18 protein-coding genes and 2 tRNA genes are annotated in these 22,669 nt (G+C 65.6%); 5 read left to right on the forward strand and 15 right to left on the reverse strand.

Annotated features, from left to right (window positions below):
- Positions 1-10 precede the first annotated feature (10 nt).
- From SPHN_RS01725 to SPHN_RS01735, 3 genes are all read right to left on the reverse strand, one after another.
- Positions 11-1,846 (reverse strand): glycoside hydrolase family 15 protein, encoded by a 1,836-nt coding sequence (locus tag SPHN_RS01725; protein WP_248520750.1) that lies wholly within the window; start codon positions 1,844-1,846, stop codon positions 11-13.
- The gene (locus SPHN_RS01730; protein ID WP_248520751.1) at positions 1,839-2,630 is read right to left on the reverse strand and encodes a glucose 1-dehydrogenase; all 792 of its coding nucleotides are present in this window, start codon (positions 2,628-2,630) and stop codon (positions 1,839-1,841) included. Before SPHN_RS01730 ends, SPHN_RS01725 begins: the two co-directional genes overlap by 8 nt.
- A 116-nt stretch (positions 2,631-2,746) precedes the next feature.
- Positions 2,747-3,013, reverse strand: coding sequence for a hypothetical protein (locus SPHN_RS01735; RefSeq protein WP_248520752.1), 267 nt, complete (start codon positions 3,011-3,013; stop codon positions 2,747-2,749).
- A gap of 126 nt (positions 3,014-3,139) precedes the next feature.
- Between SPHN_RS01735 and SPHN_RS01740 the strand changes: the two genes are divergently transcribed.
- Positions 3,140-3,229, forward strand: a tRNA-Ser gene (locus tag SPHN_RS01740).
- Between the two features lie 8 nt (positions 3,230-3,237).
- On the opposite strand, the gene SPHN_RS01745 is transcribed toward SPHN_RS01740, so the two are convergent.
- Positions 3,238-3,879, reverse strand: a complete 642-nt coding sequence (locus tag SPHN_RS01745) for a glutathione S-transferase (protein ID WP_248520753.1) — start codon at positions 3,877-3,879, stop codon at positions 3,238-3,240.
- A gap of 111 nt (positions 3,880-3,990) precedes the next feature.
- Between SPHN_RS01745 and SPHN_RS01750 the strand changes: the two genes are divergently transcribed.
- Together SPHN_RS01750 and SPHN_RS01755 are read left to right on the forward strand one after the other, a co-directional pair.
- Entirely contained in the window at positions 3,991-4,194 is a 204-nt protein-coding gene (locus tag SPHN_RS01750; protein ID WP_248520754.1) for a DUF5818 domain-containing protein, read from the forward strand.
- 151 nt (positions 4,195-4,345) lie between these two features.
- On the forward strand, positions 4,346-4,849 hold the full coding sequence (locus SPHN_RS01755) for a MucR family transcriptional regulator (RefSeq protein ID WP_248521453.1): 504 nt from the start codon (positions 4,346-4,348) through the stop codon (positions 4,847-4,849).
- Between the two features lie 50 nt (positions 4,850-4,899).
- Here SPHN_RS01755 and poxB read toward each other — a convergent pair whose 3' ends face one another.
- Positions 4,900-6,639: a ubiquinone-dependent pyruvate dehydrogenase gene (gene poxB, locus SPHN_RS01760; protein ID WP_248520755.1), complete on the reverse strand. Its 1,740-nt coding sequence runs from the start codon at positions 6,637-6,639 to the stop codon at positions 4,900-4,902.
- A gap of 327 nt (positions 6,640-6,966) precedes the next feature.
- Between poxB and SPHN_RS01765 the strand changes: the two genes are divergently transcribed.
- Positions 6,967-9,384: a TonB-dependent receptor gene (locus SPHN_RS01765; protein WP_248520756.1), complete on the forward strand. Its 2,418-nt coding sequence runs from the start codon at positions 6,967-6,969 to the stop codon at positions 9,382-9,384.
- 25 nt (positions 9,385-9,409) lie between these two features.
- Here SPHN_RS01765 and SPHN_RS01770 read toward each other — a convergent pair whose 3' ends face one another.
- The 6 genes from SPHN_RS01770 to SPHN_RS01795 form a co-directional block, all read right to left on the reverse strand.
- Entirely contained in the window at positions 9,410-10,174 is a 765-nt protein-coding gene (locus SPHN_RS01770; RefSeq protein WP_248520757.1) for an MBL fold metallo-hydrolase, read from the reverse strand.
- The gene (locus SPHN_RS01775; protein WP_248520758.1) at positions 10,171-10,965 is read right to left on the reverse strand and encodes a TatD family hydrolase; all 795 of its coding nucleotides are present in this window, start codon (positions 10,963-10,965) and stop codon (positions 10,171-10,173) included. The genes SPHN_RS01770 and SPHN_RS01775 overlap by 4 nt, the downstream gene beginning before the upstream one ends.
- Entirely contained in the window at positions 10,965-12,512 is a 1,548-nt protein-coding gene (metG, locus tag SPHN_RS01780; RefSeq protein ID WP_248520759.1) for a methionine--tRNA ligase, read from the reverse strand. Before metG ends, SPHN_RS01775 begins: the two co-directional genes overlap by 1 nt.
- Before the next feature lie 50 nt (positions 12,513-12,562).
- A complete protein-coding gene (locus SPHN_RS01785) occupies positions 12,563-13,540 on the reverse strand; it encodes an AAA family ATPase (protein WP_248520760.1) in 978 nt (325 codons plus the stop codon).
- A 28-nt stretch (positions 13,541-13,568) separates the two neighbouring features.
- Complete coding sequence (locus SPHN_RS01790) at positions 13,569-14,732, reverse strand: D-alanyl-D-alanine carboxypeptidase family protein (RefSeq protein WP_248520761.1); 1,164 nt, start codon at positions 14,730-14,732, stop codon at positions 13,569-13,571.
- Between the two features lie 102 nt (positions 14,733-14,834).
- Positions 14,835-15,881, reverse strand: a complete 1,047-nt coding sequence (locus tag SPHN_RS01795) for a lytic murein transglycosylase (protein WP_248521454.1) — start codon at positions 15,879-15,881, stop codon at positions 14,835-14,837.
- Positions 15,882-16,058: 177 nt separating this feature from the next.
- On the opposite strand from SPHN_RS01795, the gene SPHN_RS01800 reads away from it, so the two are divergent.
- Positions 16,059-16,135: transfer RNA gene (locus SPHN_RS01800), tRNA-Pro, on the forward strand.
- Positions 16,136-16,193: 58 nt separating this feature from the next.
- Here SPHN_RS01800 and SPHN_RS01805 read toward each other — a convergent pair.
- From SPHN_RS01805 to SPHN_RS01820, 4 genes are all read right to left on the reverse strand, one after another.
- The gene (locus SPHN_RS01805; RefSeq protein WP_248520762.1) at positions 16,194-17,201 is read right to left on the reverse strand and encodes a zinc-dependent alcohol dehydrogenase family protein; all 1,008 of its coding nucleotides are present in this window, start codon (positions 17,199-17,201) and stop codon (positions 16,194-16,196) included.
- Between the two features lie 57 nt (positions 17,202-17,258).
- On the reverse strand, positions 17,259-19,160 hold the full coding sequence (locus SPHN_RS01810; protein ID WP_248520763.1) for a S9 family peptidase: 1,902 nt from the start codon (positions 19,158-19,160) through the stop codon (positions 17,259-17,261).
- Positions 19,160-21,295, reverse strand: a complete 2,136-nt coding sequence (locus SPHN_RS01815) for a M3 family metallopeptidase (protein WP_248520764.1) — start codon at positions 21,293-21,295, stop codon at positions 19,160-19,162. Before SPHN_RS01815 ends, SPHN_RS01810 begins: the two co-directional genes overlap by 1 nt.
- 70 nt (positions 21,296-21,365) lie before the next feature.
- Positions 21,366-22,457 (reverse strand): metallophosphoesterase, encoded by a 1,092-nt coding sequence (locus SPHN_RS01820; RefSeq protein WP_248520765.1) that lies wholly within the window; start codon positions 22,455-22,457, stop codon positions 21,366-21,368.
- Positions 22,458-22,669 lie beyond the last annotated feature (212 nt).

The raw sequence follows: 22,669 nt of genomic DNA on the forward strand, positions 1-22,669 counted from the left end.
GTGAAAAAGGTCATGCCCATTCGCGCGGACCATCGCTGTCGAGTGCGCGGTCAAGGTAGAAGGCGGCGCTGATGAGCGCCAAGTGGCTGAAGCCTTGCGGGAAATTGCCGAGGAAGCTGCCGTCCTGCGCGATCTCCTCGGCGAACAGGCCGAGATGGTTGCCGTGCGCGAGCAGCTTCTCGAAGTTCAGCCGTGCCTCGTCGAGCCGCCCCGCCCGCGCGAGACATTCGACGTACCAGAACGAGCAGGCGACGAACGTCCCCTCCTGCCCCGGCAAACCGTCGTCGATCCGGTAGCGATAGACCTGCCCGTCGTCGGACAGGTCGTTCCCGATCGCCTCCAGCGTCGCGAGCCACTTGGGATCGGTCGCGCCGACGAAGCGGACCAGCGGCATCATCAGCAACGCGCCGTCGACCGCCAGATCCTCGGGCGCATCGCCGATCGCGCGGACGAAGCGGCCGAGATCCTCGTTCCAGAAGTTCGCCCAGATATCGTCGTGGATCGCCGTCCGCGTCTCGGACCAGCGGACCAGCGGCGCGGGGAGCGAACGCTTCTGCGCTAGCCGCACCGCGCGATCGACCGCGACCCAGCTCATCAGGCGCGAGTGGAGATAATGCTTCTTCGGCCCGCGGACCTCCCAGATCCCCGAGTCCGGCGTGTCCCATGTCTCGCAGACCTGGTCGACGATCCGCGAGATCGCGACCCACGAGTCATGCGCGATCGGCTCGCCGTATTTGCTGCCGAGATAGGTCGCGTCGAGCAGCGCACCGTAGATATCGTGCTGCGTCTGGTCCTTCGCCTCGTTGCCGACGACGATTGGGGTCGCGCCCTCGAACCCGGCGAGGTCCAATTTGCGTTCGTCGGCGATCTCGCCGCCGTCGAGCGCGTACATCACGCCGAGATGACCCTTCGAACACGCTTGCGCGCGGTCCATCGCCCAGTGGAGGAAGCCGACCGCCTCGCCTTGATAGCCGAGACGGAGAAGTGCGTAGACGGTGAACGACGAATCGCGGATCCACGTCGCGCGGTAATCCCAGTTGCGCACGCCGCCGGGCGCTTCGGGCAGGCCGAACGTCGCGGCGGCGGCGATCGAGCCGTGCTTGCGCGAGGTCAGCAGTTTCAGCGCCATCGCCGAGCGCTCGACCGTCTCGCGCCAGCGGCCGCGGTAGCGCGACTTGCGGCTCCAGGTCCGCCAATAGGCCATGTCCTTCTCGACGATCGCATCCAGCGCCGCGGTGTCGAGCGATACGTCGTCGGGGTTGCTGATGATCAGCGAGACGGTGTCGCCTTCGTTCAGGTGGATCTCGGCGGTCAGGTCGCAACCATCCGCTATGATAGTCGCTGCGCCGTGAACCGCGAGCGCGAGGCCGCTTTCGTGATCGAACCGCCCTCGCGATACGTCCGCCTCAGTAGTCGTGACGGAAGCCTTGCGTCCCATTACGCCATAATCGAACCGCGGCGCACAGCGGACGCGGACCGTCGCCGCCCCACGCGTGCAGGTCAGCCGACGGACCAGCCGCGACGGCGCGTCATCGGCATCGTTGCCGACCGGCATAAGGTCGACCAGATCGACGCTGGCCGCATTCGCCATCCAGCGGGTCAGCAGGATGTTGGTCTCGGGCAGGTACATCTGGACGATGTTCGCATCGGGCAGGTCGGGCTCGACCGAGAAATGCCCGCCCTTCTCGCCGTCGAGCAGCCGCGCAAAGACCGAGGCGCTGTCGAGGCACGGCCAGCAGAGATAGTCGATCGTTCCCGCCGTATCGACGAGCGCGATCGTCTCCAGATTGCCGATCGCACCGTGGTCCGCGATCGATATGGCGGGCTTATCCCCACGCTCACCCATTATCGCGGAAGCCGGGATACAGGCTCATGCCGCCGTCGATGGTGAGCGTCGAGCCGACGATATAGTCCGCGGCATCGGACACGAGGAACAGCGCGGCGCGCGCGACGTCCTCGGGGTCGCCGATCCGGCCATAGGGGATCAGTTCGAGCAGCTTGTCCTGGTCGGCGGTCGCGTCCGCGTTGATCTCGGTCGCGATCGCGCCGGGGGCGATGCCGTTCACGCGGATGCGGTCGCCGGCGATCTCCTGCGCGAGCGTCCGCATCAGCATCCCACTGCCGCCCTTCGACGCGGCGTAGTTGGCGTGGCCCGCCCAGGGGATGACCTCGTGCACCGAACTCATGAACAGGATTTTCCCGATCGACCGGCTGACGCCGCGGTCGCCCTGCTTGCGAAAGCGGCGCACGGCTTCGCGCGAGACGAGGAACTGGCCGGTCAGGTTGACGTCGATGACGCGCTTCCAGTCTTCGAGCGTCAGGTCGGCATAGGCCGCATCCTTCTGCATGCCGGCGTTGGCGAAGACGATGTCGACGCCGCCGAAGCGCTCGACCGTCTCGTCGAACAGTTTCAACACCGCCGCGTCGTCCGACGTATCCGCTTCGCACGCGAACGCCTCGCCGCCCGCCTGCTCGATCGCCTCGACCACCTCGCGAGCCTTGTCCGCGCTGCTGTTGTAGTTGACCGCGACCTTCGCGCCGGCCTTGGCAAAGGCGATGGCGGAGGCGCGGCCGAGCCCGGAACTCGCGCCGGTGACGATCGCGGCCTGACCCGTCAGGTCGATGTGCATGGCTGGTCTTTCGCTTGGGATTTCACGGGGATATCGCTGGCTCAACGCGCCCCGCCGCAAGTTTATCCCTTAGCCGTCCGCCGACATGCTCTTCAGACCCGCGTGCTGCCTGACGCCTAGTCCCCTGACGGGTCGGACAGCCTCAACATGGTTGCATAGACCTCGGCTGCGCGTTGCTCGCGTGGGTCTTTGAACGCGAGGTAAGGCTCGGGCGCCTCGCCGGTTGCCCGAAGGACGGCCCATAGCGCAAACCGCCGACCGGATTCCCGCTCCGTGCCCAACGCGAGCGACAGGCGATCTCGCCCCGCTTCCAGCGACGCTGGCTCCAGCGTGTCGATGTCGGTCGTGCCGAAAAAATGGCGAGAGATTGCGTCGAGGTCCATCCGATCTCCATGCGGACCGTGGCGCCGACGCGCAACAGGGAGAGCGACTGGCACGCCCGCCGCATACGGTACCGGAAGTGTTGCGAACGCGGCGTGCACCGCCTAGATGCGCTGACCGACTGACTTGGAAGAGTGTCCGAGTGGTTTAAGGAACTGGTCTTGAAAACCAGCGAGGGTGCAAGCCCTCCGTGGGTTCGAATCCCACCTCTTCCGCCAAGTCAGCGCTACCGAGACGATTGCGCGGGAAACATGACCGGTGGGTCCTCCGGCTGCCATGGCGCGAACTTTGCCATGGCACGCTCGAACAGCGCGGAAGCGAGGAAGTCTGCCAGCCAACGCTGCAGGTCGACCAGGGGCAGCGCGTCGAAATAGCGCCGGTCGGTTTCCGCGAACTGGCGGACGAACGGCAAGATCGCAAGGTCGGCGATCGACAACCGATCTCCTCCGAGCGCAACGGGTCCAGCTAGTCGGGCGTCCAGGCCCCGAAGAAAATCGGTCGCTGCGGCCCGATGGTCGATCGGATCCTCGGCAAAGCGATCTGCGTATTTGTAGCGGTCCAGATGGTGTTTGAATGCCCCGTCGTTAACGGCAACCAGTGCCTCGTCGTCCGGTGCCATCCAATCACTGTCATGACCGTGTTGCGATTGCGCCCACCGCATGATGTCCAGGCTTTCGTCGATCACGCGACCGTCGGGAAGCACGAGCACCGGCACGGTAGCCTTTGGCGATACATCTACCATCGCCGCCGGCTTGGCGCGCAACGCGACTTCGCGAAGCTCGACCACGGCGTCGCCCCTGAGCAAGGACAGGCGTGCGCGCATCGCATAGGGGCACCGTCGAAAACTGTAGAGAATCGGTACCGTCATTGCCCGCGCCTACCCGATCTTGTCGCGTCGATCACGGCCAAGGTTTCAGCACTCGATCTCGATTTACGCATCCGCGGATGATCCGGATGACGGTTCAGGCGTTGTCGGTCCATGATACGTACAGGCCCTATAGTAGACGAAACCGGAACACTGATCCGCGAGGGGGGTGGTTTTGTATTGCAGCGGGATTCGGGCGGCCGTTACCAGCTGCAACTGGCGCGAATGCCGGTCGACCATGTCCAGAAACGGGTCCGGATAATCGGCGTAGCGATCGCGCCGGATTTGATCGAGGTCGACGGTGTATCGAGCGCTTGATCGCCACTGATCGAAAGAATTTTGCCACCACATCCTGTCCCGAATAGTGACGAATATTTAATAACGTCGTGGCTTTTCATTCTGTTGAGCGCGTTGTAGTCACGCCCGCGCCGGGGGGCCGTAGAAACGAGGACTGAGTGTGACCGATACAATGAACGCCGTGGAACTAGCCGCGGAACTGACCGCAGCGTGGCTTGCCAATCCCAACACCCGTACGTCGGCGGACGACGTTCCGGCGTTCCTGGTGTCGATGCATGCCGCCGTCATCAAGCTCACCACCGGCGCCGACTCGGAAGATGAGTCCGCTCCCGCACAGACGTACGAGCCGGCCGTCAGCGCCCGCAAGTCGCTCGCGTCGCCCGACCACATCATCTCGATGCTGGACGGCAAGAAGTACAAGACGCTGCGCCGCCATCTGACCACCAATGGTCTGACGCCGGAGCAGTATCGCGAGCGCTTCAACCTCAAGCCCGACTATCCGATGGTCGCTGCGAACTATTCGGAAGCGCGTCGCGCGATGGCGAAGTCGATCGGTCTGGGCCGCAAGGCTGGCAGCACCGTCGAGAAGGCTGCCGACACCGCGGTCAAGACGGTCCGCAAGAGCGGCAAGGCCGCACTCGATGCCGCCAAGAAGACGCTCGGCAACGAAGAGTGATCGTACGCGGGGAAGATCGCTGATCTTCCCTGCATCGTTCCGGATCGTGCCTACAGGCCGGGCAAAGCCAGCCGCAAGTTGGTCTTCGCCAGTTCGACGACTTCGTCACCGCGCCCGTTGAGGATCGCCTTGGCCATATACAGGCTGAAGCCCTTCGCTTGCTCCGCCTTGATCGATGGCGGCATCAGCAGTTCGTAGGACGCCGTCTTTACCGACACGAGCGCCGAACCGTCATGCGCCAAGGCCTCGCGCAACGCGCTTTCGAGATCCGCCGACTCGGTGACGTTGATACCCAGGATACCCGACGCCTGCGCGATCATCGCGAAATCCGGGTTCTCCAGCTTCACATTCACGTCGAGGAAACCGCCGGCCTTCTGCTCGAGCGCGACGAAACCGAGTTCGCCATTGTCGACGATCACGATCTTCACCGGCAAATTGAGCTGCTTCAGCGTCAGCAGGTCGCCCATCGACATCGCGAACCCGCCATCGCCCGACAGCGAGATCACCTGACGGCCCGGACAGGCCGCCTGCGCGCCGATCGCCTGCGCCAGCGCGTTCGCCATCGATCCGTGATTGGCGGAGAATAGCAGCCGACGCTTGCCGTTGACGGTTATGTAGCGACACGCCCAGGCGGTCGGCGTGCCGACATCGGCGGAGATGATCGCATCATCCGCCGCCAGATCGCTCAGCACCTTGGCGAGATATTGCGGATGGATCGGCTGCCCCGGCTTGGACGGCGTCGCAAGGTCGTCGAGCCCCTTGCGTGCGCTCGCATAGTGTTTGCGCGCCGCCTCGATAAACGTGCGATCGGTGCGCCGCTCCAGGCGCGGCAATAGCGCAGCGAGCGTCTCGCCGACATCACCGACGATCCCGAGTTCGAGCGGTGCACGCTTGCCGAGTTGGGATGGGTCGCGATCGACCTGAACGATCTTCGCGTCCTTCGGATAGAAATTGCGGTATGGAAAATCGCTGCCGAGCATCAACAGCAGGTCGCAATTCTCCATCGCCTGATACCCCGAGGAGAAGCCGATCAGACCGGTCATGCCGACGTCGAACGGATTGTCCCACTCGACATGCTCCTTGCCGCGCAGGGCATGGACCACCGGCGCGCCGAGCGTGTCCGCCAATGCGACGACGGCGTCATGTTGCCCCGCACAGCCCGCGCCGGCCAGGATCGTCACCGTCTTGGCCTCGTCCAGCAACGTCACCAGCGTATCGATATCGTCCGCATTGGGCACGATCCGCGGTGGATTGAGCCGAGGGAATGTCCCGGTCGCTCCCTTCGGTGCCTCGAGCAGCGCGACGTCGCCGGGGACGACGATCACCGCGACTCCGCGCTTGCCGATCGCCGCGCGCATCGCCCGGTGCATCACCTCGGGCATCTGCGCGGGGTTGGTAACAAGCTCGACGAAGTGGCTGCATTCGCGGAAGAGTTCCTGCGGATGTGTCTCCTGAAAATAGCCGAGGCCGATCTCCGACGACGGGATATGCGCGGCGATCGCCAGCACCGGCACGTGGTTCCGGTGGCAGTCGAACAGGCCGTTGATGAGATGCAGATTGCCTGGTCCGCAACTCCCCGCACAGACCGCGAGCTCTCCGGTAAGCGCCGCCTCCGCGCCGGCTGCAAAGGCTGCGACCTCCTCATGCCGGGTCATCATCCAGTCGATCCGGCCCATCTTCCGCAGCGTCTCGTTCAAGCCGTTGAGGCTATCCCCGGTGACGCCCCAAATCCGCTTCACACCGGCGTCAGCCAGCGTGAGTGCCATGATATCCGCGATCGTATGAGCCATTGCGCGCTGTTTCCCATGTGATGGTCCGCAGGCTTTTCCGCGACCGCTCGTCGACGGGCCTATGCGGTGGTCATCAACGCAAAGCGTCGCCAACGCGATCGGTTCCGTGCCAGCCCGGATCTAACCTAGCGCAAGACCCGCAGCGTCGCCCCATGACCTTGAGTGTTGCGAAACGGACACGCGGAGATCGCTAAATCGACCTGTCGAAAGGGGCCGACCCGGAATTACCGGCTAGACATCAAACCGTCACTGAAACGTCGCTGCCCGGTAACCGGCCGCGTCGATGGGCGCTGAGAGCGCTGCGTCATGGCAGCGCAGGGGACCATTATGAACCGTCTATCCGGCCTTCTCGCCAGTGTTGCCGTGCTCGCGATCGCCGCACCTGCAGTCGCCCAGACCACCTCCGATGCCCCGGCTCCGGCCGCGCAAGCCGATCAGGCGGTGCTGGCCGATAGCGCGGGCGCCGACGATTCGCAGGGCACCCCCGCGGACATCGTCGTGCTCGGTTTCGGTCAGAGCCGCCAAGTGCAGAGCGTCAGCGCGGTCGATCTTGCGCGGCTCACGCCCGGTTCGAGTCCATTGAAGGCGATCCAGAAGCTGCCCGGCGTCAACTTCCAGGCGTCCGACCCGTTCGGTGCGTATGAATGGGCGGTCCGCATATCGCTGCGCGGGTTCAACCAGAACCAGCTCGGCTTCACGCTCGACGGCGTACCGCTCGGCGACATGAGCTACGGCAACGTCAACGGCCTGCATATCAGCCGCGCGATCATCTCCGAGAACGTCGCGCGCACCGAAGTCGCGCAGGGCGCTGGTGCACTCGGCACCGCCTCGACCAGCAACCTCGGCGGCACGATCCAGTTCTTCAGCGACAAGCCGAGGGACACGCTCAACGTCACCGGCGGCGGCACCTATGGCTCGGACAGCACGTACCGCGGCTATGCCCGCCTCGACACCGGCGACCTCGGCGGCGGCCTGAAAGGTTATCTGAGCTATGGCTACCTCACCACCGACAAGTGGAAGGGCGACGGCGTCCAGCGCCAGCACCAGGCGAACGGCAAGATCGTCAAGGATCTGGGCAGCTTCGGCAGCCTGTCGGCGTTCGTGAACTTCTCGGATCGTCGCGAGCAGGACTACCAGGATCTCAGCTACGACATCATCCGCCGTCGTGGCCTGCGCAACGACAACATCGCCGATAACTACCCGCTCGCGCTGCAGATCGGCAAGACCTACCAGAACCAGGCGGCGCTGGCCTCCTACACCAAGGCGAACAACGGCTCGTCGGTCGGCTTCGTCGCACCCTGGGCGGGGGTCGGCACGACCTTCCCGACCGGGTTCGACACCGTCGACGACGCCTATTTCGATGCCGGTGGCGTACGCCGCGATTATCTCGGCGGCGTGACGCTGAATGCGAACCTGACGCCCGAACTGACGATGGTCACGACCGGCTATTACCACGACAACAAGGGCCAGGGATCGTGGATCACGCCCTATTCGCAGACTCCAGCCGGCGCGCTCAACCAGGATGGCAGTGCGATCTCCGCGACCAGCCCGCTGAGCTTCCGCACGACCGAGTACAGCATCAAGCGCGGCGGTGCGCTCAGCAACATCGCCTACGAGACGGGGGCCAACACCTTCGAGGTCGGTGGCTGGCTCGAGACCAACACCTTCACGCAGGCACGGCGCTTCTACGGGATGACCGACAGCGCGACGCCAAACCGCGACGTGCTGGAGTTCCAGAAGAATCCCTATGCGACGCAGTGGGATGGCAAGTACGGCACCGATACGATGCAGTATCACGTCGAGGATACGCTGAAGCTGGCCGGCGACCGACTGATCGTCAACGCCGGGTGGAAGGGTGCCTATGTCGTCAACAGCGCGACGATGCTGCCCGACACGACTTCCCCGCTCGCGGTCGGTCGCATCTCGGCGAAGGACTGGTTCCAGCCACAGGCGGGTATCCTGTTCAAGCTAACCCCGGCGGCGGAAATCTTTGCGGACTATACCGAGAACATGCGCGCGTTCGTCTCGTCGGCAACGACCGGGCCCTTCGCGGCGACTCAAGCGGGCTTCAACGCCGTCCGCGGTCGCCTCAAGCCCGAGCGCTCGAAGACCGCGGAGGGCGGCGTCCGCCTGCACAGCGGACCGTTCCAGGCCTCGGCAGTCGGCTATTATGTCGACTTCTCGAACCGCCTGCTCGCCTTTGCCAACGGCGTCGGCATCCTCGGCAACGCGCCGACGCTCAACAACGCGGGTAGCGTGCGGACCTACGGCGCCGAAGTCTCGGCCAACTACCGCGTGTTCCGCCCGCTCTCGCTGTTCGCCAGCTATTCCTACACCAACGCGGAATATCAGGACACGGTCACTGACGCCTCGGGTTCGGTCCAGGTCCGCAAGGGCGATACGGTCGTCGATACCCCCAAGCACATGGTCAAGGGCGAGATCGTGCTCGAACAGTCCGGCTTCACCGGCCGGGTCGGCGCGGATTACATGAGCAAGCGCTACTTCACCTACCTCAACGACCAGTCGGTACCGAGCCGTGTGCTAGTTGACGCCAGCATCGGCTATCGGTTCGAGGGTGATGGCCCGCTGCACGGCGTCGCGATCGAGGGCAACGTCACCAACCTGACCAACAAGAAGTACATCGCGACGGTCGGCTCGAACGGCTTCACTGCAAGCGGCGACAACCAGACGCTGCTCGCCGGCGCGCCGCGGCAGTTCTTCGTGTCGTTGAAGAAGGGCTTCTAAGTAGGCGGGCGGGCTCGTGCGGCCGTCAGGCGGTCAGCACGAGCCCGTCATAACCGGGCTCGATCCCGCTGGGCAGTTCATCGCGCAACGTCGCGTAATCCATCGTGTTATCCATATGGATCAGCGCGGTCCGCTTCGGCGTGAAGCGGTCCACCCAGCCGAGCACCGCCGACAATTCCATATGCGTCGGATGCGGTCGCCGGCGAAGTGCATCCACCACCCAGATATCCAGATCCTGATACTGGCTGGCCATATCGTCCGTCATCACATTGAAATCGGTCGCATATCCAATCGACGTGTTGTCGGCATCGAACCGCAGGCCGGCGGCGTGGATGCTGCCGTGCGGCTGATCGGTCACGCGGATGTCGATCCCCCCGATCCTCAATCGGTCCGGCAAGACCTCGGCCGCGATCGTCGGCGGATAGCCGGGGCGACCATGAAAGGCGTAGGTAAAGCGCGCATCGAGCGCCGCCAGCGTGAACGGCCGCGCATAGCCGCGGACCGGCGTTCCCATCGCGTGGAAGAGTTGCCGCACGTCGTCGATGCCGTGGCAATGATCGGCATGGTCGTGCGTCCAGAGTATCGCATCGACCCGGTCGATATCGGCCGCCAGCAACTGCTCGCGCATGTCGGGGCTGGTGTCGATCAGGATCCGGGTGCCGTCATGCTCGACCAGCGCGGACGCACGCGTGCGTCGGTTGCGCGGCTCGGTCGGGTCGCACTCGCCCCAGTCGTTGCCGATCCTCGGCACCCCCGAGGATGTGCCCGAACCGAGGATCGTGATCTTCATGCTGCGACGGCTCCCGACGCTCGCGTCTTGGCGAACAGCGCGTGGAAGTTCTCGGCCGTACGACGCGACAATTCCTCGACATTCTCCCCGCGCAGGTCGGCGAGGAACTGCGCTGTGTCGGCGACGAAGCCGGGCTCTCCAGTCTTGCCCCGATGCGGCACCGGCGCGAGGAACGGCGCGTCGGTCTCGATCAGCAGCCGCTCGATCGGCAGCCGTGCCGCGGTTTCCTGGAGATCACGCGCGTTCTTGAACGTCACGATCCCGGATATCGAGATATAAAGCCCCATATCCAACGCCTTGTCGGCGAAAGCTCCACTCGCCGTGAAGCAGTGGATGACGCCCGGATAGGCCCCCTTCGCCATCTCCTCGGCCATGATCGCGGCGGTATCGTCCTCGGCATCGCGGGTGTGGACGACGATCGGCAGTCCGGTCTCGCGCGACGCCGCAATGTGTGCGCGGAAGCTCGCCTGCTGGCGCGCGCGGTCGGAGGTGTCGCGGAAATAGTCGAGGCCGCTTTCGCCCAAGCCGACGACCCGCGGGTGCGCCGCGCGGGCGATCAACTTGGCCGCATCGACGTCGGGATAGGTATCCGCCTCGTTCGGATGGATGCCGATCGTCGCCCAGACGTCCGGCTCGCGCTCGGCGGTGGCGACGATATCGTCCCACTCGCTCTCGCGCGTCGAGATGTTGAGCATCGCCGTCACACCGCGGGCCCGCGCGCGTTCGAGCACCGCCTGCTGGTCCTCGACGAGGCCCTTGTAGTTCAGGTGGCAATGGCTGTCGGCGAGCATCACGCCTCCGCGGGCATTCCGAGACGGGGAAACACGGGCGATGGCGGCGCGATCCGGAAGTCCGATGCGGCGATCCGGTCGTACCAGCCATCATCGTCGATCGCGGCATGGTCGCGCTCGGTCGCGCCGATCTGGTCGAGCACCTTGCCAGCGGACTCGGGTACGACCGGGAGGATCGCGATCGCGAGCATGCGGATCGCGCGGACCAGCGTGCGGAGCACCGCGTTCATCCGCTCGGGATCGGTCTTCCGCAACGCCCAGGGCGCCTGCGCGTCGATATACTGGTTGCACGCGAACACGCCGCGCATCCATGCCTCGATCCCCTGCGACAAAGCGAGATCGGTGAAGCCCGATTTGAACCCGGCGCAGGCGACGACGACCTCCTCGATCAGCATGCCGTCGGCATCCTGCACCGTACCCGCGGTGGGAAACTCGCCCCCCAAGTTCTTGGCGATAAACGACAAGGTCCGCTGCGCAAGGTTGCCGAAGCTGTTCGCCAGCTCGGCATTCACGCGCATCACGATAGCCTCGGGCGAGTAGCTGCCGTCCTGGCCGAAGCTCACCTCGCGCAAGAAGAAATAGCGCAGCGCATCGACGCCGAACGCATCCGCCAGCGCCATCGGATCGACGACGTTGCCAACCGACTTCGACATCTTCTCGCCGCGAGTCAGCAGAAAGCCGTGGCCGAACACGCTCTTCGGCAGCGGGATGCCGGCCGACAGCAGGAACGCCGGCCAGTAGACCGCGTGGAAACGGACGATGTCCTTGCCGATCAGATGGATATCCGCTGGCCAGTATTTCGCCTTGTCGCCGTTCATGTCGGGATAGCCGATCCCGGTCAGGTAATTGGTGAGCGCGTCGACCCACACATACATGACGTGCCCAGGACTGCCCGGCACCGGCACGCCCCAGTCGAAGCTGGTGCGTGAGACCGACAGATCCTTCAGCCCACCCTCGACGAAGCGCATCACCTCGTTGCGGCGGCTCTCGGGGCGGATGAAATCGGGGTTGGCGGCGAAGAGGTCGAGCAGCGGCTGCTGATATTTGGAGAGGCGGAAGAACCAGGTCTCCTCGGCGGTCCATTCGACCGGCGTACCCTGCGGTGAGCGGCGATCGTCGCCCTCCCCGGTCAGCTCGGATTCGTCGTAGAACGCCTCGTCGCGGACCGAATACCAGCCCTCGTAGCGATCGAGATACAGATCGCCCGCATCTGCCATCGCCTGCCAGATCGCCGAGCTCGCGGCGTAATGATCCTCGTCGACGGTGCGCATGAAGCGATCATAGGAGATGCCAAGACGATCCGCCATCGCATGGAAATACGACGACATTTCATTGGCGAGGTCGCGCACGGGCATGTCGCGGTCGCGCGCCGCCTGGACCATCTTGAGGCCATGCTCGTCGGTCCCGGTCTGGAACAGCACGTCGCGGCCCGCCTGGCGCTGGAACCGCGCGATCGCGTCGGCGGCGACCATCTCGTAGGCGTGACCGATATGTGGACGGCCATTGGGATAGTGGATTGCGGTGGTGATATAGAAAGGATCGGCCATGCCGCGCTCCTAGAGCATCACCCCGATCAGGTGAAGCCTGTGCGGGCCGATCACCGGCGTAATGTCGCGATGATCCCCGCCATCTCGAACACCGTGGCCTGCGCATCTAGCGACAGCCCGATCGCCGCACCCGCCAGCTCGCGTGCCGCGGCATGCGCATCGAGCGCGGATCGCAGCGCTGGCCCCGAGCGGGTCCGTGCGGCGTCTGCGATAAACGCAGGCGCACGATCGAGAAACGCCTCGTAGCGCGGTTGCGCGGCCTTGAGCCCGAGCGCCTTGGCGAGCTTCAACCGGCGTCCGTTATCCCGGTCCCCATCCTGCGCGATCGAAGCGATGGCATCGTCGATCGCGGCGATGTCGAGCCCGGCGTAGCGAAGCGCGCGGCCGGGCGCACCGTCGCTCGCGCGAACCAGCGAGGCGACCTCGCCCTCGTCGGCATCAGGTTGCAACGTCCGGATCGCCGTCGCGACCTCGTCGTCGCTGAGCGCCTCGAACCGCAACAACCGACACCGCGACCGGATCGTCGGCAGCAACCGGCCCGGTGCATGGCTGACGAGCAGGAAGATCGTCCCCGCCGGCGGTTCCTCGAGGTTCTTGAGCAGCGCATTCGCCCCGCCCCGCTCCAGATCGTCGATCGCGTCGATCACCACGACGCGCCGCGGGCTCATCGACGGCGTGGTCGCGAACAGCGGTTGCAGCGTCCGCACCTGCGCGATCGTGATGCTCCGCGCGAGATCCTGGTCGGGCTTGTCGACGTCCTTCGGCAACCGCGCGAGCACGCGAAAATCGGGGTGCGACCCGGCCTCCATCAGCGACCGCGTCCGGTTCCCCTCGGGAACCTCCAACCCGGTCGCCCCGCTATCGGGATCGGCCGCATCCGCCAGCATCCGCATGGCTGCGGCGCGTGCGAAGCTCGCCTTGCCGACACCCTGCGGCCCGGCGATCAGCCATGCGTGATGCAACGAACCGCCGCGCATCGCCGCCATGAAGGCGGCCTGCGCGGCGGTGTTGCCGATGATCGACGTCATGCCCGAAAGGTCATCGGCGCCGGGGTCATCAGCCGAAGAAGCCGGTCAGTCCTGCCCATGCGCGACCGAAGAAACCGGCTTCCGCGACGTCCTTCTCGGCGACCAGCGGCATGATCTGCTGCAGCCCGTCGGACGTGGTGACGACGAGATCGGCGATATGCTGGCCGGCCTTGATCGGCGCCTTGATCGGGCCGTCATACACGACCTTCGCGGTCATATTGGGCGAGGTGCCCGCGGGCAGTGTCACGGTCAGGGCCTTGGGCGCTACCAGCCCGACCGACGACGAATCGCCGAGCTGGACCGAAGCGGTTTCGACCTTCTTGCCCTTCGCGACGATCGGCTTCGATTGCCAAGCACGGAAGCCCCATTCCATGAAGCGTACCGATTCCTCGGCGCGCTGGCCCGAACTCGTCAGGCCGGCGACGACCATGACCAAGCGGCGGCCATTCTGCACGGCGGACCCCGTGAAGCCGTAGCCGGCCTCCTCGGTGTGACCGGTCTTCAGGCCATCTGCGCCAGCGACGCGGCCGAGGATCGGGTCGCGGTTCGCCTGGGTGATGGCGCTGCCGCCCATCGTCTTGCCCCAGGTGAAATCGCGCTTCGAGTAGAATTGCTTGTAGAGATCGGGATAGTTGGTGATCGTCGCCGCGGCGAGCTTGGCGAGATCATGCGCCGTCACATAGGTGACGCCGTTGTCGGGCCACCCGTTCGCGGTACCGAAATGACTGTCCTTGAGGCCGAGTTCGGCGGCCTTGCGGTTCATCCGCTCGGTGAACGCCTGCTCGGAGCCCGAAATACCCTCGGCGAGCACAATGCACGCGTCGTTGCCCGACAGCGTGACGATGCCGTAGAGAAGATTGGCGACGCTGACATTCTCACCCGACGACAGGAACATCGTCGAACCCGCTGCCGGACCATGCCATTTCGCCCAGGTCTCGGGCCGCACCGTCATCATCTGGTCGAGCTTCAACTCACCCTTCTTGACCATGTCGAACGCGACATAGACGGTCATCATCTTGGCGAGCGAAGCCGGCGGCATGCGGCGGTTCGCGTCACGCTCGAACAGCACCGCGCCCGACGACAGGTCCTCCATATACGCGATCGGCGCGGCGGTCTGGAACTGCGGCGCAGCGGCAATGGAGGGGTGCGCCAGCGCGATGGCGACGAGCGGTGCGACGATCAGCTTCTTCATGGGGTATTCCGTGAGCAAAAGGGCGGTCGGTGGGCAGGATGTGATGCAGGTCATAGCCGCGCCCGGCGACCGCGTCACGTATCCGTTGCGTGCAAATTCGGCCTAGCGCTCGACCGCGTCGGCAAGCAGCCCGACCGAGAGCGCGTAGAAATTCGAGCAGTTGTAATCGAGGATCACGCGGTAGTTGCTGGTCAGCAGATACGCAGTCGCCCCCTGCCCGTCCGGCTCGAGCAACGTCGCCATCACGCTGTCGGCGGGCAGGCTGCGACCCTGGGGCGAGATCCCCAGCGCGCGCCATTCGGCGATCGTCCGCCAGCCGCTATGTCGCTCGAACACGCGCGGGCAGCGCGGCGAGACGAGCCGGTTACGCACTTGCGACCGGTCGAACCCGGCGGGCACGTTGACCGCGACACCCCAGGGCTGGCCCGCACGCCAACCCGCATCGACGAAATAATTGCCGATCGACGCCAGCGTATCCGCCGGGCTGTTCCAGATGTCCGCGCGCCCGTCGCCATCGCCGTCGCGCGCCAGGCGCAGATAGATCGACGGCAGGAACTGCGGATTGCCGGTCGCGCCCGCCCAGCTCCCCTTCAACTGGTCGCGCGTCACCCCGCGATCGAGCATCTTCAGCCCGGCGATGAACTCGCCCGCGAACAGCGACCGCCGCCGACCCTCATACGCGAGGCTGGCCAGCGATCGCAGCAGGTCGAAGTTGCCGGTATAGCTGCCGTAATTCGTCTCGTGCCCCCAGATCGCGACCATGATCGATTCCGGTACGCCGGTGCTCTGTTCGATCCGCTGCAACCGCGAACGCTGCGCCAGATAGGTCTGGCGCCCGCGCGCGATCCGCGCTGCGTCGACATGCTGTGCACGGTAGGGTGCAAACGCCGGAATCGCGCTGCTGCTGGTCGCACCGGGCTGCTGCCGGTCGAGGTCGATGACCCGCTGGTTGAGCGTCAGCCCCGGGAACACCGCATCGGCTGTCCGCGTGCTCACTCCGTCGGCAAGCGCCTGCTGGCGAAGCGTCGTCATATACGCCTGAAAGCCCGCGTCGTCCTGCGCCAGCGCCGGGCTTGCCCCAGCCAGCACGGCAACGAAGCCGATCACGATCCTGCGCAGCCGCGCTGTTGCTGTCGATGTCCCGCCCATTGGCAGGCTCTGCCACAGACCCGCCACGATCGGAACCTCGCATCGTCGCGCGCATCGCACGTACGACCGTACGCTGGCCGCTGCGGATGTTCACGCTGCGAAAGGATCGGCTTTTGCCGCCCGAAACACGAAGCCGCTTGCCATCCGGCGAAGGCTGCGGCTAAGGGCCGTCGCAGTCGGGGAGTGGCGCAGGCTGGTAGCGCACCTGGTTTGGGACCAGGGGGTCGCAGGTTCGAATCCTGTCTCCCCGACCATCTGCCGGTGCGGTTTCGACCGCACCGGTATGGATCGCGGGACCTTACACCGACATCCTCACCATTCGACGCCGATCTTGCCGAAATGCTCGCCGCTCGCCTCGAACGCGAAGGCGTCCCCGAGCTGATCCAGCGGGAAGCGACGGTCGACGACCGGACGGATGCCGGTCGCGTCGAGCGCGCGGACGAACGCCTGTTGATCGGCGCGACTGCCGACGATCAGCCCTTGCAATCGCGCCTGCTTCGCCATCAATGCCGCGGTCGGCACCTCACCGCCACGCCCGGTCAACACGCCGATCAGCGAGATATGGCCGCCGATGCGTACCGCCGCGATCGATTGCGCCAATGTCGCGGGTCCACCGACCTCGACTACGTGATCGACCCCGCGGCCACCGGTCCACTCCGAGACCTTGTGGCCCCAATCCTGGTTCTCGCGGTAGTTGAGCGTGAAGTCGGCGCCAAGCGCCTTGGCCCGCGCCAGCTTGGCATCCGACGACGAGGTGATCGCGACGATCGCGCCCATAGCCTTGGCGATCTGCAACGCCCAGATCGACACGCCGCCGGTGCCGAGCAGCAACACCGTGTCGCCCGCCTTCAACCCGCCGTCGACCACCAGCGCGCGCCACGCAGTGAGCCCGGCGGTGGTGATCGTCGCCGCCTCGACCGCGTCATAGCCGCGCGGCGCATGCGTGAACGCGGTCGCGGGGAGGACGACATGCTCTTGCGCGAACCCGTCGATCCCATCGCCCGGCGTGCGGCTGAAGTCGCCGATCGTCGGCGGACCGGCCTGCCAGTCGGGGAAGAAGCACGACACGACGTGATCACCGACCGCGAACTCGGTCACGCCGTCACCGACGCGCTCGACGATGCCGGCCCCGTCGGACAGCGGCACGCGGCCGTCCTCGCTCGGCATCTTGCCGGTGACCACGCCGAGATCGTGGAAATTGAGCGAACTACCGTGGATCGCCACCCGGATCATGCCGGGGCCGGGATCGCCCGGATCGGCGCGCTCTTCCGGCTGGAGCGTATCGAGGCCGACCGGGGACCGCAGCGTCATGACCTTCATCGCAAACTCCTCATTTGCTGATCACAACGCCCCGGTTCCCCAAATTGTCCCGCGAGATTACTGCGCCTTCAGATACCGGTCGAACCACGCGATCGATCGCTTGCGGACATCGGCCGCATTGGCGGGCGCCCGGATCGCATGCCCCTCATCGGGATAGATGACGAGGCTGGTGGGAACCCCCAGCTCCTTCAGGGCGTGCCAATATTCGATCGACTGGGTCGGCGGCACCTCGATGTCGCGTTCGCCGACATAGATGAAGGTCGGCGTCTTCGCGCGCTTGATAAAGCTGATTGCCGAGACCGCGCGATAGGCCTCGGGATCGTCATAGGCGGACTTGCCGAAGAACGGGATCATCCACTGGTCGATGCCGTTGGTGCCGTAATAGCTGATCCAGTTCGACAGCCCAGCGCCCGCGACGATCGCCTTGAAGCGGTTGGTCTGCGTGTTCGCCCACATCGACATGAACCCGCCATAGCTGCCCCCGGTCAACCCGAGCCGCGCGTCGTCGACTGGCGCGATCGTCTCGACCGCGTCGATCCCGGCGAGGATATCGCGCAGATCGCCGCCGCCGAAGTCGCGGCGGTTGGCCGCGGTAAACGCCTCGCCCTGTCCGAAACTACCGCGCGGATTGGGCATGAACACGTAATAGCCCGCATCGAGCAGCGCCGCCGGCCCCGAGCCGCCGGCGATATAGCTTGGCGTGCTCGCCGATGACGGGCCGCCATGGACGATAGTTACCATTGCAGCCTTGCGCGCCGGATCGGCGGTCTTCGGCGCGAGCAGCCAGCCCTGCACGTCGAACCCGTCGCTCCGCCACGTCACGCTGCGTGCCGTAACGCCGGACGCGAGCGCATCATTATCGTACGTGATCTGGCGCGGCGCGGCGATCGGGCCCGCATAGATCGCCGGGGCGTGCGTGAAATCCTGCACCGCCGTCGCCATCGTGCGGCCATCGGCGCTATAGGCAACGCGGCCGTCGCCTGCGGCAAAGCTTGCCGGGCGGCTCCAGGTCACGGTCGTCTTGCCGAGGGGATCGAGCGTCGCGATCTCGGCCGCGTCGCTGCGGAGGCGGACTGCGCGCAACCCGCCCTGCGTCCAGTCGATCGAGGTCACCGTCGCCTTGGCGCCCGCGGTCCGGTTGACCGGCACGCCACCCGCGATCGGCACGGTCCAGACATCGCCGCCGATCGCGCCGAAATCGCTCATCAGCCCGCCGATATAGGCGACCGTGCGACCATCGGGCGAGACGCGCGGCATGTTGAGCTGCGTCGTCGGCTTGGCGATCGTGCGGACGGTGCCAGTCGTTGCATCGACCGCGTCGAGCGTCGCCACCCACCAATTGTTGTCGCCATTGCCGAGCGCGCTCGTCACCACGAAGCCGCGGCCGTCGGGGGTCCAGTCATATTCGTAGATATAGCGGTCAGCCGGCGACAGCGGCTTGACCGTGCCCGCCGCGAGATCGACGATCGCGAGACGTTGCTCGTCACTGGTCTCGCCGATCTCGCCGACCTGACGCACGCCGGCCTGCGTCGCGCCGGCTTCCTTGGCCGCGCCGAACGTCGCGAGCAGCGCCAGCCGTTTCCCGTCGGGCGAGAAGCGCGGCGCCTGGGCGATGCCGTCGATCGCCGCAACCTGCCGCGCGCCGCCTGCATCCGCGACCATCACCAGCGCGCGAGGCTCGTCAGGCTTGCGGGTGACAAAGGCGATACGGCCGTCGCTGGCGAATGTCGGGCCGCCGTAGCTGCACGTCGAACAGACGTCGATCGTCTGCGCAATGCCGCCATCCGCCACGCGCCGTACGACGATCGCCGAATGCGTGGGTGCAACGGTTTCGATACTAGCGGTACGGTCGCCCTTCGGCGAGAGCGCGAGCGCGCCATATTGATGCACCGGCGCTTGTTGCGCGAACGCGGTCGACGGGATCGTGACGAGCAGCGCCGCGATGGCAAACCTGCGCATCACTTGCCGCCCGCCGTCAGGCCGCGGTCTTCGAGCATCGGACCGATGTCCGGGTCCTTGCCGTAGAACGCCTTGAACATCGGGCCGTAATCCTCGGTATGCCCCTTAGACAGGATCATGTCGCGGAAACGCTGGCCGTTCGCGCGCGTCAGGCCGCCATGCGCCATGAACCACGCATACGCATCGTTATCGAGCATCTGCGTCCACAGATACGCATAGTATCCCGCCGCATAGCCGCCCGCCCAGATGTGCGCGAAATAGCTGGTGCGGTAGCGCGGCGGCACGTCCTTCGTGTCGAGGCCCATCGAGTTGAGCGCCTTGGTCTCGAACGCATTGACATCCTGCGGCCCCGCCGAGGCCGACAGCGAATGCCAATCCTGGTCGAGCGTCGCGGCGGCGACCAGTTCGCCCAGTTCATAGCCCTGGTTGAACTTCGCCGCGTTCTTGATCTTGGTGACGAGCGCCTGCGGCATCACCGCGCCGGTGCGGTAATCCTTGGCATAGTTCGCGAAAACCTTCGGATCGAGCGCCCAATGCTCGTTGAACTGCGACGGGAACTCGACCCAGTCGCGCGCGGTGTTGGTCCCCGACACCAGCGGATAGGTCTGGTTCGCGAACAGGCCGTGCAGCGCATGGCCGAACTCGTGGAACATCGTCGTCACGTCGTCGAACGTAATCAGCGCGGGCTGGCCCGGTGCGGGCTTGGTGAAGTTGCCGACGTTGTAGACGACCGGCTTGGTCTTGAGCAGCTTCGACTGGCCGACGAAGTTCGACATCCACGCGCCGCCCGCCTTGTTGTCGCGCTTCCAGTAATCGAAATACATCAGGCCGAGTTCGGAGCCGTCCTTGTCGTAGACGGTGAACACGCGGATGTCCGGCTGGTAGGTCGGGATATCGCGGCGTTCCTTGAAGGTGACGCCGTAGAGCTGGTTGGCGGCGAAGAACACGCCGTCGGTCAGCACGCGACCGATCTCGAAATACGGCTTCAGCTCGTTCTGGTCGAGGTCGTACTTGGCTTTCCGCACCTTGTCCGAATAGAAATCCCAATCGGACGGGGCGAGCGGGAAGGATGTGCCGGTCGCGTCGATCGTCTTCTGCAATTCGGCGGCCTCGCGGCGCTGTTCCGCGGCGGTCGCCGGGACGAGCTGAGTCATGAAGCCCTTTGCCGCCGCCGGGGTCTTCGCCATCTGGTCGTACAGCGAATAGGCGGCATAGTTCGGATAGCCGAGCAACTGCGCCTTCTGCGCGCGCAACTGCGCGATCGTCCGGATCAGGGCGCGCGTATCGTTGGCGTCGCCGCGCTGCGACCGGTTCCAGCTCTTCTCGAACAGCGCCGCGCGGGTTGCACGATCGGACAGCGAGGCGAGCGCGGGCTGCTGCGTCGTGTTCTGGAGCGACAGGACGTATTTGCCCGGCATCCCCCGCTCCTTCGCACCTTGCGCAGCGGCGGCGATCTCGGCGTCGCTGAGGCCGGCGAGCCTGGCCTTGTCGTCGACGACCAGCGCGCCTGCCTTGGTGCCGGCGAGCAGCTTCTGCTGGAAGTCGGTGGTCGCGGTCGAGATCTGCGTGTTGAGCAACCGCAGCTTGGCCTTGTCGGCGTCGTTCAACTGCGCGCCGGCGTGGAGGAAATCACTGTGGTAGATTTCCAGCACCTGCTTCTGTTCGGCGTCGAGACCGAGCGAATCCTTCTTCGCGTACAGCGCCTGGACGCGCGCGAAGAGCTTCGGGTCGAGGTAGATCGCGTCGCTGTGCTGGGCGAGCTTTGGTGCCTCGATGCTGCGGACCTTGTCGAGCGCATCGTTGGTGTTCGCCTGCGACACGCCGAAGAACGCCTGGCTCGCACGGTCGAGCGTCCGGCCGGAGCGCTCCATCGCCTCGATCGTGTTGGCGAAGGTCGGCGCGGCCGGGTTGTCGGCGATCTTCCGCATTTCGGCGATCTGCTCGGCCATGCCCTGTTCGAGCGCGGGCTGGTAATCGGCGTCGGCGATCTGGTCGAACCGCGGCGCCTGGAACGGCAGCGTGCTGGGGATTGTCAGCGGATTGACGCGACCGGTATCGGGCGCCGCCTGGACGGTTGCGGGGCTGGCCAGACAGCACAGGATGGCGGCGGAACGGAGCAGGCTGGAACGCGGCATCTTCAGACTCACAATGGCAGGAGTGATGACGCTCTTGTTGCATGGAGCGCCAACGCGTTACAATGTCTCATTATTGATCGTGCGGCAGCGCGCGACGCAGCGTGATCCGCGTCATTTCGGGCGGGCGGCCGAGCCGCAGCGCGAAGCCCGGCCACAAGCCGGTGCCGTTGCTGACGTACAGCGTCATGCCGTCGACATCGTAGCGGCCCGAGACGAAGCCCCCATTGGCGAGCGCGAAGATCCGATCGAAGCCGCGGATCATCCCGCCATGCGTGTGCCCCGACAATTGCAGCGCGACGCCGCGGGCCGCCGCCTGCCGCGCCATCTTGGGCTGGTGGTCTAGCAGCACGACCGGGGCGGACTTGGGAGCGCCAGCCAATGCGGCGCCGAGGTCGGGTCCCGCCTGCCCGACCGCGGGCGCGGACAGATCGGTCACGCCGGCGAGCACCAGCCGCGCATCGCCGCGCGCGAGCAGCACATGCGCGTTGGGCAGCATGCGGATGCCCATCCCCGTCAGATGCCGCATCCACGCCGCATAATCGAAGAAATATTCGTGATTGCCGGGGATCGCGTAGACGCCGTCGGGCGCGCGCAGATCGGCGAGCGGCGCGACGTCCTCCCGCCGCATCGCCACCGATCCGTCGATGAAGTCGCCCGTCACCACGATCAGATCGACCCCCGACGCATTCGCGCGATCGACGACTTTCCGTGCCCACGCCGCCGGAAACAGCCGGCTGATATGCAAATCGGTAAGCTGCAACAGCCGATAGCCGTCGAACTGCGGCGGCAGGTCGCGGATCGCGACCTCGACATCCACCACCGGCGGTACGCGGATCGCATTGGCCACGCCGATCGCGGCGAGCAACGCGGCGAGTGCAGCGATCGCATAGCGCACGCCGTCCGGGACGACCGTGCCGCGCTGCACGATCAGCATCGCCAGCGTACCGAGATCGACGAGGATCTGCAGGATCGCGAGCAACAGGATCGCCCCGAACGCCCAGTTGAACGCGATGACGATCGCGCGCGGAAACTCGGGTGCGAACACCGATCCCGACGAGAGCCGGCTCCACGAATGATATTGCGACGCGAGCAGCAAAAGCACCGAAATGCCTAGCTTGACCGGGATCGCCAGCGATAGCGGCCAGAGCCATCGGCCGATCACGTACAGGCACGGCAGCGAAAAGATCAGCTGGAAGATCGGATTGGTCCTTTGGCGGCGCTCCCCGTGGACCGAGGACAGCGCGCCTCGATAACGCCGGAGCGCCGCCTTCGCTGCAATTTTCTGCTTACCAATCCTCCCCCGCCAGGGGGAGGTGGATCGCGCAGCGAGACGGAGGGGGAGGACACGGAACAGCGGCAAACCCTTACCGCCCC

Source organism: Sphingomonas faeni (assembly GCF_023195535.1).
Taxonomy (GTDB): Bacteria; Pseudomonadota; Alphaproteobacteria; order Sphingomonadales; family Sphingomonadaceae; genus Sphingomonas; species Sphingomonas faeni_B.

Coding starts and splice junctions, on each gene's coding strand:
- SPHN_RS01725 (WP_248520750.1), bottom strand. CDS start 1,846: ATGGGTGAGCGTGGGGATAAGCCCGCCATATCGATCGCGGACCACGGT.
- SPHN_RS01730 (WP_248520751.1), bottom strand. CDS start 2,630: ATGCACATCGACCTGACGGGTCAGGCCGCGATCGTCACCGGCGCGAGT.
- SPHN_RS01735 (WP_248520752.1), bottom strand. CDS start 3,013: ATGGACCTCGACGCAATCTCTCGCCATTTTTTCGGCACGACCGACATC.
- SPHN_RS01745 (WP_248520753.1), bottom strand. CDS start 3,879: ATGACGGTACCGATTCTCTACAGTTTTCGACGGTGCCCCTATGCGATG.
- SPHN_RS01750 (WP_248520754.1), top strand. CDS start 3,991: ATGATACGTACAGGCCCTATAGTAGACGAAACCGGAACACTGATCCGC.
- SPHN_RS01755 (WP_248521453.1), top strand. CDS start 4,346: ATGAACGCCGTGGAACTAGCCGCGGAACTGACCGCAGCGTGGCTTGCC.
- poxB (WP_248520755.1), bottom strand. CDS start 6,639: ATGGCTCATACGATCGCGGATATCATGGCACTCACGCTGGCTGACGCC.
- SPHN_RS01765 (WP_248520756.1), top strand. CDS start 6,967: ATGAACCGTCTATCCGGCCTTCTCGCCAGTGTTGCCGTGCTCGCGATC.
- SPHN_RS01770 (WP_248520757.1), bottom strand. CDS start 10,174: ATGAAGATCACGATCCTCGGTTCGGGCACATCCTCGGGGGTGCCGAGG.
- SPHN_RS01775 (WP_248520758.1), bottom strand. CDS start 10,965: ATGCTCGCCGACAGCCATTGCCACCTGAACTACAAGGGCCTCGTCGAG.
- metG (WP_248520759.1), bottom strand. CDS start 12,512: ATGGCCGATCCTTTCTATATCACCACCGCAATCCACTATCCCAATGGC.
- SPHN_RS01785 (WP_248520760.1), bottom strand. CDS start 13,540: ATGACGTCGATCATCGGCAACACCGCCGCGCAGGCCGCCTTCATGGCG.
- SPHN_RS01790 (WP_248520761.1), bottom strand. CDS start 14,732: ATGAAGAAGCTGATCGTCGCACCGCTCGTCGCCATCGCGCTGGCGCAC.
- SPHN_RS01795 (WP_248521454.1), bottom strand. CDS start 15,881: ATGGGCGGGACATCGACAGCAACAGCGCGGCTGCGCAGGATCGTGATC.
- SPHN_RS01805 (WP_248520762.1), bottom strand. CDS start 17,201: ATGAAGGTCATGACGCTGCGGTCCCCGGTCGGCCTCGATACGCTCCAG.
- SPHN_RS01810 (WP_248520763.1), bottom strand. CDS start 19,160: ATGCGCAGGTTTGCCATCGCGGCGCTGCTCGTCACGATCCCGTCGACC.
- SPHN_RS01815 (WP_248520764.1), bottom strand. CDS start 21,295: ATGCCGCGTTCCAGCCTGCTCCGTTCCGCCGCCATCCTGTGCTGTCTG.